Below are 16,557 nucleotides of genomic sequence, written 5' to 3'. Positions count from 1 at the left end.
TACGGTGTTCGCTACAGTGATCGCATGAGTCAATCCCCGTGGCAGCCGATTCCCCCCGCCAAGCCCGTTCGCGAGCGCAAGGCGCCGCTCACCCGCGAGCGGATCGTCGACGCCGCGATGGAGGTCCTCCGCAAGGAGGGGTACGAAGGAGTCTCGATGCGCAAGATCGCGCAGGAGCTCCGGACCGGGCCCGCGTCGCTGTACGCCCACGTGGCGAACAAGCGCGAGCTCGATCAGCTCCTGGTCGAGCGGGCCAACGCACAGATGGTGTTCGACGAACCGGTGGACGCCGCGCGCTGGCAGGAGCAGCTCAAGGCGCTGATGCGCGAGATGCTGCGGGCGATGCGGGCCAATCCGGGGGTGGCGCGGGCCGCGATCGGCACGGTGCCGCTGGGGGAGCGGGCGCTACAGACCACCGAGCGGATGCTGGCGTTGCTGAAGGCCGGCAACCTTCCGGACCAGGCCGCGGCCTGGGCGGTCGACCTGATTCCGCTCTACGTCACGGCCGTCGCCTTCGAGGAAACGGTTCAGAGTGCGACGAACTGGACGCCGGAGGACGTCGAAGCCTTCGTGAGCGGCTTGCGCACCTTCCTCGCGGAGCAACCGGTCGACCGGTTCCCGCTGGTGGTGGCGCTCGCGGGCCCGTTGACGGCCGGCGCCAGTGGCGACGAGCGCTTCGAGTTCGGCATCACGGTCATCACCGCGGGTCTCGCCGCGCTCGCCGGCCGGGCCTGATCCAACTCTCTCCGATTGCTTGTGGTTCACGAATGCACATGGTTAATCTTCGGATTGTCAACAAAACTACGACCTGACGTGGACGTGTGGAATATGGCGGGCGGGGCACCCGGGTGAGGCCGTAAGACGACAGGAGGAAATCGTGGACGCCGAGAGCCAGCCGCCGGCGAGCCGGCCGCCAGCGAGCCCGCAGCCGCGGCCCCAGGACGGCCCGCCGAGTCCGCCCGTGAGCCCGACCGAACAGGAGCAACCGCCCGGAGTTCTGAAGAAGGCGATCGCCGCGTCGGCGATCGGAAACGCCACGGAATGGTTCGACTACGGCATCTACGCGTACGGCGTGACGTACATCTCGGCCGCGATCTTCCCCGGCGACACCCAGAGCCAGACCCTGCTGGCGCTGATGACGTTCGCCGTCTCGTTCCTGGTCCGTCCGCTCGGCGGTCTGGTCTGGGGTCCGCTCGGCGACCGGCTCGGCCGCAAACACGTGCTGGCGATCACGATCCTGATGATGTCGGGCGCCACCCTGTGCGCGGGTCTGGTCCCCTCGTTCCACACGATCGGGTACTGGGCGCCGGTCCTGCTGGTGCTGCTGCGGATGATCCAGGGCTTCTCGACCGGCGGCGAGTACGGCGGTGCCGCGACCTTCATGGCCGAGTACGCGCCGAGCCGCAAGCGCGGGTTCCTCGGCAGCTTCCTGGAGTTCGGCACGCTGTCCGGGTTCTCGCTCGGAGCGCTGCTGATGCTGGGCTTCTCGCTCGTCCTCGGTGACGAGCAGATGCACGCGTGGGGCTGGCGGCTGCCGTTCCTGGTCGCCGCGCCGCTCGGCCTGGTCGGCGTCTACCTGCGGTCCCGGCTCGAGGACACGCCGGTCTTCCGCGAACTCGAGGCGAAGGGCCAGAAGGAGGAGGAGACCGCGACCCAGTTCAAGGACCTGCTGTCCGGGTACTGGGCGCCGATCCTGCGCCTGGGCGGCATGGTGATCGCACTGAACGTCGTGAACTACACGCTGCTGACGTACATGCCGACGTACCTGGAGAAGGAGATCGGCCTGAGTTCGGACCAGTCGCTGATCGTGCCGATCATAGGAATGTTGACAATGATGGTGTTCGTCCCGTTCGCCGGCCGCGCGTCGGACCGGCTCGGGCGGAAACCGTTGTGGTGGGCATCGTTGGCCGGGCTGTTCGTGTTCGGCGTACCGATGTTCCTGCTGATGGGGACGAACCTGGCCGGTGCGATCGTCGGCTTCGCGGTGCTCGGCCTGCTGTACGTGCCGCAGCTCGCGACCATCTCCGCGACCTTCCCGGCGATGTTCCCGACACACGTCCGGTACGCCGGATTCGCGATCGCGTACAACGTGTCGACCTCGCTGTTCGGCGGTACGGCGCCCGCGGTCAACGACTGGCTGACCGCGAAGACCGGCGACTCGCTCGTCCCGGCGTACTACATGATGGCGGCCTGTCTGATCGGCGCGCTCGCGCTGGCCAAGGTCCCGGAGACGTCGCGCTGCCCGATCAACGGCACCGAGATCCCGGGGACCGAGGACGCCCCGCCGCCAGTGGCACTCGAGCCGGCGCCCGCCAAGGCCTGACGGCAACCCGGCCCGCCTTTCCGGAAACAATTCGCCGCAGAGAGCGAATTAGTTTCCGGAAAGGCGGGCCGGGTGCTTCTCGAGCGGGGTGCGGTCAGCCGAGAACGGCGGAGACCGCGTCCGACCAGAGCCCGGCGGCTTCGTCGATCTCGTCGGGGGAGACGACCAGCGCCGGGATGAACCGCACGACCTGGCCCCAAGCGCCACAGGTGAGCAGCAACAGTCCGCGCCGCGCGGCTTCCTGCTGTACGGCGGCCGCGGTCGCGGCGTCGGGCTTTCCGTCCGCGTCCCGGAACTCGTTGCCGATCATCAGTCCGAGGCCGCGAACGTCGACAATCTGCTCGTACTTGTCTGCGACCAGTTGCAGCGCCTGCTTCAGCTGAGCACCGCGATCGGCCGAGTTCTGCACCAGGCCCTCGTCCTCGATCACGTCGAGAGTGGCCAGCGCGGCGGCGCAGGCGACCGCGTTGGCGCCGTACGTACCGCCCTGCGAACCGGGCCAGGCCTTCTCCATCAACTCCGACGACGCCGCGATCGCGGACAGCGGGAAGCCCGAGGCGAGACCCTTCGCGGTCACGAGCACGTCGGGACGCGAACCGAAGTGGTCACCGCCCCAGAACTTGCCGGTCCGCCCGAAGCCGGTCTGTACTTCGTCAACGACCAGCAGGATCCCGTGGGCGTCGGCGCGTTCGCGCAGGCCGGCGAAGAACCGTTCGTTGGCGGGGACATAACCGCCTTCGCCGAGCACCGGCTCGACGAAGAACGCCGCGGTGTCGGCCGGCGTGCTCAACGTCTGCAGTACGTAGTCCAGCTGGCTGAGTGCGAAGTCCGTCGCCTGCTCGACCGGCCAGCCGAAGTGGCCCGGGTCCGGGAACGGCGACACGTGGACGCCGGCCATCAGCGGACTGAAGCCCGAGCGGAACTTGGTGCCGGACGTCGTCATCGACGCGGCCGCGACGGTCCGGCCGTGGAAGCCGCCGTGGAACACGATCACGTTCGGCCGTCCGGTGGCCTGCCGGGTCAGCCGCAGGGCCGCCTCGATCGCCTCACTGCCCGAGTTCGCGAAGAACAGCCGGTCGAGGTGCCGGGGGAGTACCTCGCCGAGCCGGTCGACCAACGTCAGCAGCGGCCGGTGCATGACGGTCGTGTACTGCGCGTGGATGATCCGGCCGACCTGCTCCTGCGCGGCGGCGACCACCCGTGGATGGCAGTGCCCGGTCGACGTGACGCCGATGCCGGCGGTGAAGTCCAGGTACCGGCGGTCGTCCTCGTCGAACAACTGGACGCCCTGGCCACGGGCCGCCACCACGCCGGTTGCCTGTTTGAGGATCTGCGAGAGCTCGGCCACGGGACTTCCCTCTTCTCTCCTAGACTGTAGGATTGTTGACAATCAGCGTATCTCAGCAGTTGAGGCCGGTGAAGGGGTGCAGATGGACGAGTCCAGCGTGGTCCAGGCGGTCGAGAAGCGGTTGTTCGTCGACGGCAAGTGGACCGATGCCGCCGGCGGCGCGACGTTCGACGTCGTAGATCCGTCCACCGGCGAGGTGCTCTGCGCGGTCGCCGACGCATCACCGGCCGACGGTCGTGCCGCGCTCGACGCGGCGGTTGCGGCGCAGGCGGACTTCGCGCGAACGTCGCCGCGTGACCGGTCCGACCTGCTGATGACGGCGTACCGGCTGTTGATGGAGCGGGCCGACGAGCTGGCGTTGCTGATGACGCTGGAGATGGGCAAGCCGCTGGCCGAGGCGCGCGGCGAGATCGCGTACGCGGCCGAGTTCTTCCGGCACTTCTCCTCCGAGGCGCTGCGGATCGACGGCGGGTACCAGACCGCGCCGGCCGGCAACGCGCGGTTCCTGATCACCAAGCAGCCGGTGGGTCCGTGCCTGCTGATCACGCCGTGGAACTTCCCGATGGCGATGGGCACCCGCAAGCTCGGGCCGGCGCTCGCCGCGGGCTGTACCAGTGTCATCAAGCCGGCGCATCAGACGCCGCTGTCGATGCTCGCGTTGATGGAGATCCTGGCCGAGGCCGGTGTACCGGCCGGGGTCGTCAACTGTGTCACCGCGATGGATGCGGGCGGCGTGATGGAGCCGCTGATCCGCTCGGGGCTGGCGCGGAAGCTGTCGTTCACCGGGTCGACCCGGGTCGGGCGGATCCTGCTGGAGCAGTGCGCGGAGAAGGTACTGCGGACGTCGCTCGAGCTCGGCGGGAACGCGCCGTTCATCGTGTTCGAGGACGCCGACCTGGACGAGGCGGTGACCGGGGCGGTCGCGGCGAAGATGCGGAACATGGGCGAGGCCTGCACGGCGGCGAATCGTCTGTTTGTCCACAATTCGGTGATCGACGAGTTCGGTCGGCGGCTCGCGGAGCGGATGGGTGCGCTGACGGTCGGCCGCGGGACCGAGGCGGGAGTGGACGTCGGTCCGCTGATCGACGCGGCCGGGTTGGAGAAGGTACGGTCGCTGGTCGCTGACGCGGTCGACCGCGGCGCGACCGTGCTCACCGGGGGAGAGGTTGCCGCGGGCAACGGGTACTTCTATCCGCCGACAGTGCTGACCGGCGTACCCCGGGAGGCGGCGATGGCGGACCAGGAGATCTTCGGTCCGGTCGCACCGCTGACCCCGTTCGAGACCGAGGACGAGGTGGTGCGGGCGGCCAACGACACGGAGTACGGGCTGGTCGCGTACGTCTTCACGAACGACCTACGCCGCGCGCTCCGCGTCGCCGAGTCGATCGAGACCGGCATGGTCGGACTCAACCAGGGCATCGTGTCGAACCCGGCCGCCCCGTTCGGCGGTGTCAAACAGTCCGGCCTCGGCCGCGAGGGCGGATCCGTCGGGATCGACGAATTCCTCGAGACCAAGTACATCGGCATCGCAGTGAACAGCTGATCTCGTAGACCGCCTGCTCCGCGGTGTCGACCGGGTCGCGGTCGCCGGACTCGTCCAGCGGGTCAGCGGCCGACGGCCTGGGGGGTCAGCGGCCGGAGGCCTGTTTGGTGAGGCGCTGGACGGCGTCGTCCATGTGGTCGGACAGGAGTACTTCGGTGCGTTCGACCTCGCCCCTGCGGATCGCCGAGGCGAGCTGGTGGTGCTCGAGGATGCGCTTGTCCTCGGTGGCGTACGTCTTCTCCAGGGCGTGGATGCACATCCGGGTCTCGATGATGGACGTCTGGTGCATCCGCAGCAGGCGCTTGCTGCCGGACGATCGTACGAGCAGCTCGTGGAACGCGATGTCGAGTTCGCCGACCGCGGCCGAGTCGTTGCCGGCGGCTTTCATCTTCTCGACGATCCCGTGCAGCTGCAGCCCGACCGTCTCGAAGTCGCCGTCGCGGAGGATCAGGTACGCGGCGGCCCACTCGATCGCTTCGCGGGTGAAGTACATGTCGCGGATCTCGGCGGGCGTCATGTCGATCACGAACAGTCCGCGGTTGCGGATCGAGACCAGCAGACCCTCCTGGGTCAGTCGCGACATACCTTCGCGCAGCGGTCCGCGGCTGACGCCGAGCTGGCGGGCGAGCGCCGCCTCGTTGAGCTGGGCGCCGGGCTTCAGTTCCCCGCTGCCGATCGCCCTGCGCAGTTTGTCGGCGATGATGCTCGGCGTCGACTGCTGCGCGAGCGGCTCGATGTAACCGGTCACTACTCGATCTCCCCTGTCGAGAACAACGTCCCGAGGTCCGGCAACGACGGGACCGGCCCGACCAGCTCGAGCCCCTTCCACACGGTCACCTGGTTGGCGGTCAGTACGGTCTTGCCGGTCGCGAGCTCCAGCTCCTCGATGATCGCGAGCGTGTGCATCGCGGTGTCCGGGACCAGGACCGCCTCGGCGTCCGGGTGGTCGGCGGCCTTCACCATGTCGATCACCTGGTCGGCGGTCAGCGTACCGACCTCGGCCGCGGTGACGATCCCGTTGCTGCCCATCGACACGACCTCGATGCCGGCCGCGGCGAGGAACCGGACGAAGTGCTGCGCGACGTCCTCCGGGTACGACGCGGCGACCGCGACCCGGTAGATGTCCAGCGACTTGCACGCGTCCACGAACGCGATCGACGTGGACGACGCCGGTACGCCGACCGCCTGCGCGACCCCGCCCGCCTGGATGTTCGCACCCTCCCGGCCGAACACGAAGCTGCCCGACGTACACGCCCACATCACCGAGTCCGGTTGCGCCTGCTTCAGCTGCACTGCGCCCTCGGCAAGCCGCTCCGCCCGGCCGAGGTCGAGGAGCGCGTCCACCCGGTGCGCGTCCTCGCCCACCGAGGTGATGACGACCGGCAACCTGACCTCGCCGTTCAGCCTCGCCTCGAGCGCGGGATAATCGTCCTCGGCGCTGTGTCCGGGATAGAGCAGCCCCACCGTGACCATCGGACCTCCTGGCTTGAAATGCGCCGAATAGGTAGATTGTCGACAATGCTAACCCCAGAGCGCCCGGCGACTGGACCTGCTGCGCACGGCCCTGTGGATAACTCGGCGTACGACGTTCGGCGGCTGCTCGGCACGCTCCGTCACGAACTCCGGGGCACCGTCGGCGACGATCGCGGGACCCGCGCTTTGTACGCCGCGGACGGCTCCAACTATCGCGCCGTACCCGATCTGGTCGTCGTACCGGCCGACGCCGACGACCTGGCGGCGGCCGTCGCGCTGACCGCCGCGGCCGGAGCGCCGGTGGTGGTGCGCGGTGGCGGTACGTCGATGGCGGGCAACGCGATCGGCAGCGTACGGACCGGTGGCGTGGTGATCGACGCATCGCGGCACGTGAACCGGATCCTCGACCTCGACCCGGTCGCGCGTACCGCAGTGGTCGAGCCGGGTGTCGTACTGACCGACCTGCTGGCGGCGGCGAAACCGCACGGGCTCGCGTTCGGTGCCGACCCGTCGTCGGCGAGCCGGGCGACGCTCGGCGGGATGATCGCGAACAACGCCTGCGGCGCCCACTCAGTCGCCTGGGGTACTACTGCAGACAATCTGCAATCGCTCGATCTGATTGTTGGCAATGGGACACGGCTGACTGTCGGCTCGGCCGGTGACCGTGCGGTCATGGCAGTGCGTCCTGGCTTCGGAGGAGAACTGCACCGGGCGCTCCAGGCGTTCGCGGACCGGCACGAGTTGCTCATCCGGCGGCGGTTCGGGCAGTTCACCCGGCAGATCTCCGGGTACGCGCTGCACCGGCTGCTCGACGGCTACAACGTGGCTGGCCTGCTGTCCGGAAGCGAAGGCGGACTGGCGGCGACGCTGCGGGCGACCGTCCGGCTGGTTGAGTTGCCCAAGGCAAGGGTTCTCTGTGTCCTCGGGTTCGCCGACTCGATCACCTCGGCGGACTGCGTTCCGGTCGTACTGCGGCACGCGCCGCTGACGATGGAATCGATCAACGACGAACTTGTCGACCGGCTGCCGACGGAGGTCCGCGATGCCGCGGTCCACGCCGGTCTCCCTGATGGGAAAGCCTGGCTGCTGGTCGAGCTGGGCGGCGACGACGCGGGGGTCGCAGCCGCCCGAGCGGAGGCAATGCTGTCGGAGTTGCGCGACTCGGGCGCGACCGCCTCGCTGGTGACCGACCCTCGGGCGCAGGCCGTGTTGTGGCGGTGCCGTACTGACGCCGCGGGCCTCGCGACCCGGCGCGCGGACGGGGCCGAGGCGTGGGGCGGCTGGGAGGATGCTGCCGTACCGCCCGAACGTCTCGGTGCCTATCTGCGCGGACTCGACGAACTGCTCGGGCGGCACGGATTGTCGGGTGCGTCGTACGGGCATTTCGGTGAGGGCTGCATGCACATGCGGATCGACTTCGATCTGCTCAGTCCTCGGGGGATCGCGACGTACCGAGAGTTCGTCGAGCAGGCCGCGGACCTCGTCGTCGGGCTCGGCGGATCGGTGTCCGGCGAGCACGGCGACGGGCGGGCACGCGGTGAACTGCTCGCGAAGATGTACGGCGCGGACGGCGTCGCCCTGTTCGGTGAGCTGAAGCGGATCTGGGATCCGGGCGGCGTGATGAACCCGGGGATGATCGTCGGCCCGCCGCCGCTCGACGCCGCGATCCGCCACGACGGTCCGGCGAAGGATCGTCGATTGTTGACAATCTTCGACTATCCGGACGACGGGCACGACTTCGCGCAGGCGCAACGGCGCTGCGTCGGGATCGGCAAGTGCCGGCAGACGTCGGGCAGCGTGATGTGCCCGAGCTATCAGGTGACCCGGGAAGAACAGCATTCGACCCGCGGGCGGGCGCACCTGCTCTGGGAGATGTTGCAGGGCGACCTGATCACGGACGGCTGGCGATCGACCGAGGTACGCGACGGCCTCGACCTGTGCCTGTCCTGCAAGGGGTGCCTTTCCGACTGCCCGGTCAACGTGGACGTGGCGACGTACAAGGCCGAGTTCACCCACCACCACTACGCGCGTCGTCCGTGGGCGCGGCCGTTGTCGCACTGGTCGATGGGTTGGCTGCCGCTGTGGTCGCGGCTCGCGTCCCGGGCGCCGAAGGTTGCGAACCGGTTTGCCGGGCTGTCCTTGACGAAGCGACTCGGTGGCATCGCTGCTGAACGGGACGTCCCGGCTTTCGCCGCGCAGAGCTTCACTGCTTGGTTCAAGAGTCGGGGTCGATCAGCTGGTGGTGGCTCGCGGGTTGTGTTGTGGCCGGATACCTTCACCAACTACCTCGCGCCGGACATCGGGCGCGATGCGGTTGCTGTGCTGGAGGCCGCGGGATTCGAGGTCGTACTCCCGGACAAGCCGGTCTGCTGCGGCCTCACCTGGATCTCGACCGGTCAACTGACGACCGCCCGCCGCGTCCTCAGCCGCTCACTCGCGACCCTGGCGCCACATCTGGAGGCGGGCACACCGATTGTCGGGCTCGAACCCAGTTGTACGGCGGCTCTCCGCCACGACGCGCCTGCGCTGATTGTCGACAATCCGCTTGTCGCATTGTTGGCAGCGAACACGCGGACGTTCTCGGAGCTGCTCCTCGAGTCCGGCTGGGAACCACCGCAGGCCGGGGGAGCGGCGTTCGTCCAACCGCACTGCCACCAGCACGCCGTCCTCGGCTTCGACGCCGATCGCAAGCTGATGGCGGCCGCCGGCATCGACACTGAACTCGCAGCGCCTGGATGCTGCGGCCTGGCCGGTAACTTCGGCTTCGAGCGCGACCACTACGACATCTCCAAGGCGGTCGGCGAGCGCAGCCTGCTGCCCGCCGTACGCTCGTTGCCCGAGACAACAACCGTCCTGGCCGACGGTTTCAGCTGCCGCACCCAGATCGCCCAAGGCACCCCCCGGACCGCACACCACCTGGCCCACCTACTCGCCCAGGGACTAGCCCGCTAGCTTGTCTGTCGCTCGGCGGAGGCGGGCGATACCTTCGTGGATGCGGTCGGGAGTGGTGGACGCGAAGCAGACGCGGAACGCGTCCGAGAACCGGCCGCTGGGGGAGAAGGCCGTGCCAGGGATGAACGCGACACCTTCAGCCAGCGCGACCTCGAACAGTTCCTCGGTGTCGACGCCGTTCTCCAGCGTGATCCACAAGAAGAACCCGCCCTCCGGATCGGTCCACCGCGCGATGTCGCCGAAGTGCTCGGTCAGCGCCGCGTGCATGGCTTCCTTGCGTCGCTTGTACTCCGCTCGCTGCGCGACCAGGTGCTCCTCGAGATGACCGCCGCGCAGGAACCCGGCAAGCAGCCGCTGCGCCGGCAGGTTCGTACATGTGTCCATCGCCTGCTTCGCATTGATCAACAGCTGCTGCAGCTCCGGATCCGCATCCACCCAACCGACCCGGAGCCCCGGCGCGACGATCTTCGAGAACGTCCGCACGGAGAACACCAGCGGATCGCCCGCACCCAGCTCCCGCAACGTCGGCAGCGGGTCACCGGCGAACCGGAGCAGCCCGTACGGATCGTCGTCGATCACCATCGAGCCCCACGACCGGGCCAGCTCCAGCAGGCGTTGCCGTCGTACCAGCGAAAGCGTCGCGCCCGAAGGGTTCTGGAACGTCGGGATCGTGTAGATCGCCTTCGGCCGGCGCCCGTCGAGCAGGCCCGGTAGATTGTCGACAATCATCCCATCGTCGTCGACCGGTACCTCCAAGAGCTCGGCGCCGTACGAGAGCGCGGTCGCGCTGCCGTTCGTGTACGTCGGCGACTCGACGACGACCAGATCCCCCGGGTCGACGAAGATCTTGCAGAACAGGTCGAGGCCCTGCATGCCGCCGGCCGTGATCGTCAGCCGGTCCGCGGTCGTCTCGTCGCTGGTACCGCGCAGCATCTCCAGCACCGCCGCGTGCAGCGGCGGATCGCCCTCGGTGGCGGCGTAGTCGTAGGCGTCCGGGCGGCTCAGCTCGTCGGCCGCGATCGCGGACAGAATCTGCGACGGTACGGCCTCGGCCGCGGGTGATCCCATCGCGAAACGGACGATGTCGTGGGTCTGCTTGTGCAGCAGCGACGTACTCGAGTCGATCACCGAGCCCACCAGACCGGTGGCGCGTGCGGCGTACGGGAGTGCTGACAAGGCGATTACCTCCTGATCGTCAGTTCGTGGGACAGACCGGTCAGTCGTTCCACTCCGTCCGCGGTGACCACCACGGGCTCGGACAGCTCGTAACCCCAGCCGTCCATCCACATCCCGAGGATGACGTGGAACGCCATGCCCGCGGTCAGGACGGTGGTCTCCTCGCGACGCAGGCTGACGGTGCGTTCACCCCAGTCCGGCGGGTACCCGATACCGATCGAGTACCCGATCCGCGATTCCTTCACCAGGCCGTGCGCGGAGATGACGTCGTTGAACGCTGCATGCACCGCGCCACCGGTGACGCCTGGCCGGATTGTTGACAATGCGGCACGCATACCATCGGCAACGATCTTCGCGGTAGTGCGCAGCCGCCGCGGCGGGTCGCCGAGCATCACGGTCCGGGCGAGCGGCGCGTGGTACCGGCCGAACACGCCGGCCAGTTCGATCGTGGTCGCCTCACCGGCGACGAACGGGCGGTCGGTCCAGGTCAGGTGCGGAGTACCGGCGGCACGGCCGGTCGGCAGCATGGGGACGATCGCGGGATAGTCGCCGCCGTGCTCGGGCGTACCGGTGGCCTGCGCGGCGAGGATCTCGGCGACGAGGTCGCACTGTCGGCGGCCGGGCCGGAGCTGGTCGAGCGCGATCCGCATCGCCTGCTCGGCGATCGAGCCGGCGACCCGCAGCTGGCGCAGTTCGTGCTCGGACTTGACCAGCCGGACCCAGTTCACCAGCTCGGCCGAGTCGACCAGCCGGCGGCCGGGCAACCCGTTGCTGAGGGCAAGGTAACCGCGCGGCGTGAAGTAGTGCGCGTCGGCCTCGACCGCGACGTCGGCACCGGCCGGCACCAGGTCGTGGCAGACGCTCGCGATCCAGTCGTACGGATGGACGTCGGGCCGGTGTACCAGCTGCTCGGGGTAACCGTGGATCTGCTCGGTGCGCAGGTTGCACGTGTACGACGCGCCGGCCGCGTCCATCGCCCGCGCGAACAGGTGCACCTCGCCGTCGGCCGGAACGAGCAGACACTGCGGTGTGTAGAACGACCAGGCGTCGTACCCGGTCAGGTAGAAGAGGTTCGCGGGATCACTGACCACCAGTGCGCCGAGGCCGCGCTCGGCCAGGACGGTGCGGACGCGGGCCAGCCGCCCGGCGTACTCGTCCGGCTCGACCGCCTGCTCGAGCAGGTCGGACACCTTTGGTCACCCCTTCCGTTCGGCGGATTGTCCACAATCCTCTTGTCAGCTTTCTTGTCAGCTCCTTGTCACACGAGCAGTTGCTGCCCCGGTCCGATCCCGGTCCGGCCGGCAAGCTCGAGGACCGCCCACATCGTCACCTGGTTCGCGGTCAGCACCGGCTTGCCGAGCGTCGCCTCCAGCCCGGCGATCACGTCGTACGTCGGCAGGTTCGTGCAGCTGACGAAGATCGCCTCGGCGCGTTCGCTGTCGACACTACGGACGAGTTCGACGGTCGTCTCGTACGGAACCGCCCAGATCTGCGCGATCAGTCCGAGCCCGGCTGTCGCCACCACCTCGATGCCGGCCTGAGCGAGGAACGCGGTCAGCCCGGCGGTCAGGTCGTTCGTGTACGGCGTGACGGTCGCGATCCGGTTGATCCCGAGCCGCCGGAGTGCGAGCAGCAGCGCGCCGCTCGTGGTCACCGCGGCCGGGGCGCCCGCGCCGACCATTGCATCCACAAGCGCGAGTTCACCGGCCGTCCCGCCGACGAAGCTGCCGAACGTGCACGCGTACGCGACCGCGAGCGGGGCGACCGCGAGCACGTTGTACGTGGTGCGCGCGATCAGTTCCGGATCCGAGATGTGCACGGCCATCTCGACGGTCGCTGCCATCGGCGCGTACGGCGTCCGGGTGACGTGCAGCGTGACGTCGTCGGGGACCCAGCGCCAGAGTTCGCGGTCGAGCGCGAAGTCGTACGGTGCGACGACGCCGATGCCGGTCTGCAACAGGGGAGGCACCGCGGCCGGCAGCGGGTGCGTGTGGGGACGCGTGCTCATCGAGCCAGTGTGCGGCTATGAGTAGATTGTTGACAATCCTACCAGCAAGTTCCTAGCCTCGAACCGTGCCAGCCGCCGCCGGGAAGCCCGCTGTCGCGGTGCTCTGTGAGCAGGCGACGGACCGTCCGCCGGGCCTGGCCGGCCTGCCGATCGACTTCCGGTACTGCGCCGCGGACGGACTGAGCGCGGCGGTTCGGGGAGCGCGGGCGCTGCTGCTCTGGGACTTCTTCTCGACCGCGGTTCGGGACGTGTGGGCAGACGCCGGATCACTCGAGTGGATCCACGTGACCGCAGCAGGGGTCGACACGTTGCTCTTCGACGAACTGCGCGACTCGGCGGTCGTGGTGACCAACGCGCACGGGGTGTTCGACCGCCCGATCGCGGAGTACGTGCTCGGTGCGGTGATCGCACATGCGAAGGACAGCCGGCGCAGTTACGGACTGCAGCGCGAGCAGCGATGGCAGCACCGCGAGACCCGGAGCGTCCTGGGCACGACGGCGCTGGTCCTCGGGACCGGGGCGATCGGGCGAGAGACCGCCCGGCTGTTGCGCGCGGCCGGGTTGCGGGTGCGGGGGGCCGGCCGGGTCGCGCGAGGGGACGACCCGGACTTCGGCGAGATCGTTGCCAGCAGCAATCTTCCGGCTGAGGTGGGCTGGGCGGATCACCTCGTACTCGCGGCGCCGTTGACCGCGGCGACCCGCGGTCTCGTCGACGCCGGCGTACTCGCTGCGATGCGGCCGGGGACGCACCTGATCAATGTTGCCCGTGGTCCGATTGTCGACGAAATTGCACTGCTCGACGCGCTGGCGACCGGACGGATCGCGGCCACGCTGGACGTCTTCGACCGTGAACCGCTGCCGCCGGAACACCCGCTCTGGACCGCGCAGAACGTGACGATCACCGCGCACATGTCCGGCGACGTGATCGGTTGGCGTGACACCCTCGCGGCCCAGTTCGCCGGCAATGCGCGCCGCTGGCTGGCCGGCGAGCCGTTGCTGAACGTTGTCGACAAGAAGCTCGGCTACATTCCGACAGGAGATCGATGACTGAAGCAACCGAGTTGATCGAGGGCTACCGGACCGGCGCGCTGTCCCCGGTCGAGGCGACCCAGGCCGCGCTCGACGCGATCGAGCGGTACGACGATCAGGTCAACGCGTTCGTGCTGGTCGACGCGGAAGGCGCGATCGCCGCGGCGAAGGAGTCGGAAGCCCGCTGGCACGCCGGCAAGCCACTCGGACCCGGTGACGGCGTACCGACATCGATCAAGGACGCGCTGTGGACGAAGGGCTGGCCGACCCTGCGCGGCAGCACGATGATCGACGCGGCCGGGCCGTGGGACGAGGACGCCCCGGCGGTCGCCCGGCTGCGTGAGACCGGCGCGGTGATCCTCGGCAAGACGACGACGCCGGAGTACTCGTGGAAGGGCGTCACCGACTCCTTCTCGTACGGCGCGACCGGCAACCCGTGGGATCCGACGAAGACCTCGGGCGGTTCGAGCGGCGGCTCCGCGACGGCGGTCGGGCTCGGGATGGGCGTGTGGTCGCTCGGCACCGATGGCGGCGGCTCGGTCCGGATCCCGGCGGCGTTCACCGGCACGGTCGCGCTCAAACCGACGTACGGGCTGATCCCGCTGTTCCCACCGAGCGCCTTCGGGACCTTGTCGCACGCGGGGCCGATGACCCGGACCGTGCGCGACGCGGCGGCGCTGCTGGACATCGTGACCGGTTACGACCCGCGGGACTGGTCCGCGATGCCGACGCCGGCACGGTCGTTCCTGGACGGCTTGGACGACGGGATTGCCGGCCTGCGGATCGCCTTCTCGCCCGATCTTGGTTTTGTTGACAATGATCCTGAGGTCGAGGCTCTGGTGCGCGGCGCGGTCGACGTGCTGGCCGGCCTCGGCGCCGAGGTGACCGAGGTCGATCCGGGCTTCAGCGATCCGATCGACGCGTTCAACGTGCTGTGGTGGTCCGGCGCCGCGAAGGTACTTTCCGCTTATACCGTTGACGATCGCGTCGACCCGGGACTGCGACGGGTCGCCGAGCTCGGCGCGGCGTACTCGGCCTCGGACTTCCTCGACGCGACCGCGGTCCGGATGGAGCTCGGGACGCTGATGGGGCGGTTCCACGAGCAGTACGAGGTTCTCGTCACGCCGACGCTGCCGATCACGGCGTTCCCGGTCGGGCAGGACGTACCGGACGGCTCGGCGTCGCCGGACTGGACCGACTGGACGCCGTACACCTATCCGTTCAACCTCACCCAGCAGCCGGCGCTGAGCGTGCCGTGCGGGTTCACCTCGGCCGATCTGCCGGTCGGATTGCAGATTGTCTGCAATCGGCATGCCGACAATCTGACGTTGCGGGTCGGTCAGGCCTACCAGGCCGCGACCGACTGGCATCGCCGTACCCCGACCTTGGAGGCACGATGAAGCACATCACCGTCAGCCTGGACAAGCGCGGCGTGACCTGCGTCGCGAAGCTCCTCGACGACGTCGCGCCACGGACCTGCGCGGCGGTGTGGGACGCGTTGCCGCTGTCGGCGCCGGTGTTCCACGGGAAGTACGCGCGGAACGAGATCTACACGCTGCTGCCCGGTTTCGCGCCCGATCCGGGGAAGGAGAACACGACGGTCACGCCGATCCCTGGGGACCTGTGCTGGTTCTCGTTCGACTCCGACGATCTCGGGAACCCGGCGTACGGCTACGAGAACAGCACCGGAACCGGGACGATGGGTGCGATCGTCGACCTGGCGGTGTTCTACGGACGCAACAACCTGCTGATCAACGGCGATCAAGGCTGGGTCCCGGGCAACGTGTTCGGCGCGGTGACCGAGAACCTCGACGAGTTCGCGGCGGCGTGCCAGGACCTGTGGATGGGCGGGGCGCGCGGGGAGACGCTCTCGTTCAATCGGTTGTGAACGGCTGCTGTAGCTCGGTGACCCAACCTGACGGGTCTTCCGGCGTGTCGAGGTAGAGCTCGCGGGCCGGTTCCGCGGCGCGACGGCTGTTGTCGTCGAGCCAGCGCGCGAGTGCCTGCCAGGACGGGAGGACCTCGTCGATCGGGCCACGATGCACCAGGGTCGCCGCCTGCATGGCCGGCAGGTCGAAGATTTCCAGACTGTTGAGGTTGCCTCCGGCATCGACCGCCGCCGGTACGGTCGCTCGTACGACGACCTCGTCACTGTCCTGTTCGTACAGGCAGGTCAGGCGGCCGGCCGGTCGTACGTCCGAGTCCGGCAGGCGTCGGCCGAGTTCCGCGCAGAGCGGGTGTACGACGGGCGTGATGTCGTCGGGCGTGAAGCTCGCGGCGGTCGCGGTCAGCCCGACGAGCCGTACTGCGGGCAGTTCCTTGACGATGATGTCCGCGGCCGGGATGTCGGCTTCCAGACCGCGCAGCCGGGCCTCGACCTGGGTGAGCCGCGCGTTGCTCTCGGCAACGGCATCCTCCAGTTGCGCGCGCCGCAGGGTGAGCATCGCGCGGAGTTCGGCCGGCGTCAGATTGTCGACAGTCATCTTGTTGACCTGGTCGAGGGAGAAGCCGAGGTCCTTCAGTGCGACGATCCGGTTCAGGTCGGCGAGCTGGGCCGCGGTGTAGCTGCGGTACCCGGTCGCGGGATCGACGTACGCCGGACGCAGCAGGCCGATCGCGTCGTAGTGCCGCAGCATCCGAATCGACACCCGGCCGTGGCGGGCGAACTCACCGATCGCGAACATGCCAGCCAGTCAACCAGTAGTT

14 protein-coding genes are annotated in these 16,557 nt (G+C 68.9%); 7 read left to right on the top strand and 7 right to left on the bottom strand.

From position 1 onward, the window contains the following. Positions 1-24: 24 nt before the first annotated feature. Together ACZ5BU_RS14735 and ACZ5BU_RS14730 are read left to right on the top strand one after the other, a co-directional pair. Positions 25-735, top strand: coding sequence for a TetR/AcrR family transcriptional regulator (locus ACZ5BU_RS14735; RefSeq protein ID WP_465699046.1), 711 nt, complete (start codon positions 25-27; stop codon positions 733-735). A 226-nt stretch (positions 736-961) separates the two neighbouring features. Next, positions 962-2,323 carry an MFS transporter gene (locus ACZ5BU_RS14730; RefSeq protein ID WP_465699044.1) on the top strand — a complete coding sequence of 454 codons (1,362 nt, stop codon included), beginning with the start codon at positions 962-964 and terminating at the stop codon, positions 2,321-2,323. Positions 2,324-2,417: 94 nt separating this feature from the next. On the opposite strand, the gene ACZ5BU_RS14725 is transcribed toward ACZ5BU_RS14730, so the two are convergent. Then, on the bottom strand, positions 2,418-3,671 hold the full coding sequence (locus ACZ5BU_RS14725) for an aspartate aminotransferase family protein (protein ID WP_465699042.1): 1,254 nt from the start codon (positions 3,669-3,671) through the stop codon (positions 2,418-2,420). An 82-nt stretch (positions 3,672-3,753) separates the two neighbouring features. Here ACZ5BU_RS14725 and ACZ5BU_RS14720 point away from each other — a divergent pair, with 82 nt between their 5' ends. Beyond that, positions 3,754-5,214: an NAD-dependent succinate-semialdehyde dehydrogenase gene (locus ACZ5BU_RS14720; protein WP_465699040.1), complete on the top strand. Its 1,461-nt coding sequence runs from the start codon at positions 3,754-3,756 to the stop codon at positions 5,212-5,214. Positions 5,215-5,299: 85 nt separating this feature from the next. Here the strand turns inward: ACZ5BU_RS14720 and ACZ5BU_RS14715 are convergent, their stop codons facing one another. Further along, positions 5,300-5,962 carry a GntR family transcriptional regulator gene (locus tag ACZ5BU_RS14715; RefSeq protein ID WP_465699039.1) on the bottom strand — a complete coding sequence of 221 codons (663 nt, stop codon included), beginning with the start codon at positions 5,960-5,962 and terminating at the stop codon, positions 5,300-5,302. Beyond that, positions 5,962-6,687 carry a maleate cis-trans isomerase family protein gene (locus ACZ5BU_RS14710; protein ID WP_465699037.1) on the bottom strand — a complete coding sequence of 242 codons (726 nt, stop codon included), beginning with the start codon at positions 6,685-6,687 and terminating at the stop codon, positions 5,962-5,964. Before ACZ5BU_RS14710 ends, ACZ5BU_RS14715 begins: the two co-directional genes overlap by 1 nt. Positions 6,688-6,732: 45 nt before the next feature. On the opposite strand from ACZ5BU_RS14710, the gene ACZ5BU_RS14705 reads away from it, so the two are divergent. Then, entirely contained in the window at positions 6,733-9,639 is a 2,907-nt protein-coding gene (locus tag ACZ5BU_RS14705) for an FAD-binding and (Fe-S)-binding domain-containing protein (RefSeq protein WP_465699035.1), read from the top strand. On the opposite strand, the gene ACZ5BU_RS14700 is transcribed toward ACZ5BU_RS14705, so the two are convergent. The 3 genes from ACZ5BU_RS14700 to ACZ5BU_RS14690 all read right to left on the bottom strand — a co-directional run bounded on the left by ACZ5BU_RS14700 (position 9,628) and on the right by ACZ5BU_RS14690 (position 12,823). Continuing rightward, positions 9,628-10,815 (bottom strand): aminotransferase-like domain-containing protein, encoded by a 1,188-nt coding sequence (locus ACZ5BU_RS14700; protein WP_465699033.1) that lies wholly within the window; start codon positions 10,813-10,815, stop codon positions 9,628-9,630. The genes ACZ5BU_RS14705 and ACZ5BU_RS14700 overlap by 12 nt on opposite strands. A gap of 5 nt (positions 10,816-10,820) precedes the next feature. Then, positions 10,821-12,005 (bottom strand): M24 family metallopeptidase, encoded by a 1,185-nt coding sequence (locus ACZ5BU_RS14695; protein WP_465699031.1) that lies wholly within the window; start codon positions 12,003-12,005, stop codon positions 10,821-10,823. 68 nt (positions 12,006-12,073) lie between these two features. Continuing rightward, entirely contained in the window at positions 12,074-12,823 is a 750-nt protein-coding gene (locus ACZ5BU_RS14690; protein ID WP_465699030.1) for a maleate cis-trans isomerase family protein, read from the bottom strand. A gap of 65 nt (positions 12,824-12,888) precedes the next feature. Here ACZ5BU_RS14690 and ACZ5BU_RS14685 point away from each other — a divergent pair, with 65 nt between their 5' ends. The 3 genes from ACZ5BU_RS14685 to ACZ5BU_RS14675 are packed head-to-tail and all read left to right on the top strand — an operon-like array spanning position 12,889 to position 15,739. After that, positions 12,889-13,869 (top strand): D-2-hydroxyacid dehydrogenase, encoded by a 981-nt coding sequence (locus ACZ5BU_RS14685; RefSeq protein WP_465699028.1) that lies wholly within the window; start codon positions 12,889-12,891, stop codon positions 13,867-13,869. Next, positions 13,866-15,251, top strand: a complete 1,386-nt coding sequence (locus ACZ5BU_RS14680; protein WP_465699026.1) for an amidase — start codon at positions 13,866-13,868, stop codon at positions 15,249-15,251. Before ACZ5BU_RS14685 ends, ACZ5BU_RS14680 begins: the two co-directional genes overlap by 4 nt. Next, positions 15,248-15,739 carry a DUF3830 family protein gene (locus ACZ5BU_RS14675; protein WP_465699024.1) on the top strand — a complete coding sequence of 164 codons (492 nt, stop codon included), beginning with the start codon at positions 15,248-15,250 and terminating at the stop codon, positions 15,737-15,739. The genes ACZ5BU_RS14680 and ACZ5BU_RS14675 overlap by 4 nt, the downstream gene beginning before the upstream one ends. Here ACZ5BU_RS14675 and ACZ5BU_RS14670 read toward each other — a convergent pair. After that, positions 15,726-16,535 (bottom strand): MerR family transcriptional regulator, encoded by an 810-nt coding sequence (locus ACZ5BU_RS14670; RefSeq protein ID WP_465699022.1) that lies wholly within the window; start codon positions 16,533-16,535, stop codon positions 15,726-15,728. The two genes, ACZ5BU_RS14675 and ACZ5BU_RS14670, sit on opposite strands and share 14 nt — an antisense overlap. Positions 16,536-16,557 lie beyond the last annotated feature (22 nt).

This window comes from Kribbella sp. NPDC031520 (assembly GCF_055580825.1).
This window is presented reverse-complemented; position numbering and strand designations above follow the sequence as displayed.

Bases quoted from the DNA above. Each gene is read 5' to 3' on its own strand.
- ACZ5BU_RS14675 (WP_465699024.1), top strand. From the start codon at position 15,248: ATGAAGCACATCACCGTCAGCCTGGACAAGCGCGGCGTGACCTGCGTC.
- ACZ5BU_RS14720 (WP_465699040.1), top strand. From the start codon at position 3,754: ATGGACGAGTCCAGCGTGGTCCAGGCGGTCGAGAAGCGGTTGTTCGTC.
- ACZ5BU_RS14710 (WP_465699037.1), bottom strand. From the start codon at position 6,687: ATGGTCACGGTGGGGCTGCTCTATCCCGGACACAGCGCCGAGGACGAT.
- ACZ5BU_RS14680 (WP_465699026.1), top strand. From the start codon at position 13,866: ATGACTGAAGCAACCGAGTTGATCGAGGGCTACCGGACCGGCGCGCTG.
- ACZ5BU_RS14705 (WP_465699035.1), top strand. From the start codon at position 6,733: ATGCTAACCCCAGAGCGCCCGGCGACTGGACCTGCTGCGCACGGCCCT.
- ACZ5BU_RS14670 (WP_465699022.1), bottom strand. From the start codon at position 16,535: ATGTTCGCGATCGGTGAGTTCGCCCGCCACGGCCGGGTGTCGATTCGG.
- ACZ5BU_RS14735 (WP_465699046.1), top strand. From the start codon at position 25: ATGAGTCAATCCCCGTGGCAGCCGATTCCCCCCGCCAAGCCCGTTCGC.
- ACZ5BU_RS14690 (WP_465699030.1), bottom strand. From the start codon at position 12,823: ATGAGCACGCGTCCCCACACGCACCCGCTGCCGGCCGCGGTGCCTCCC.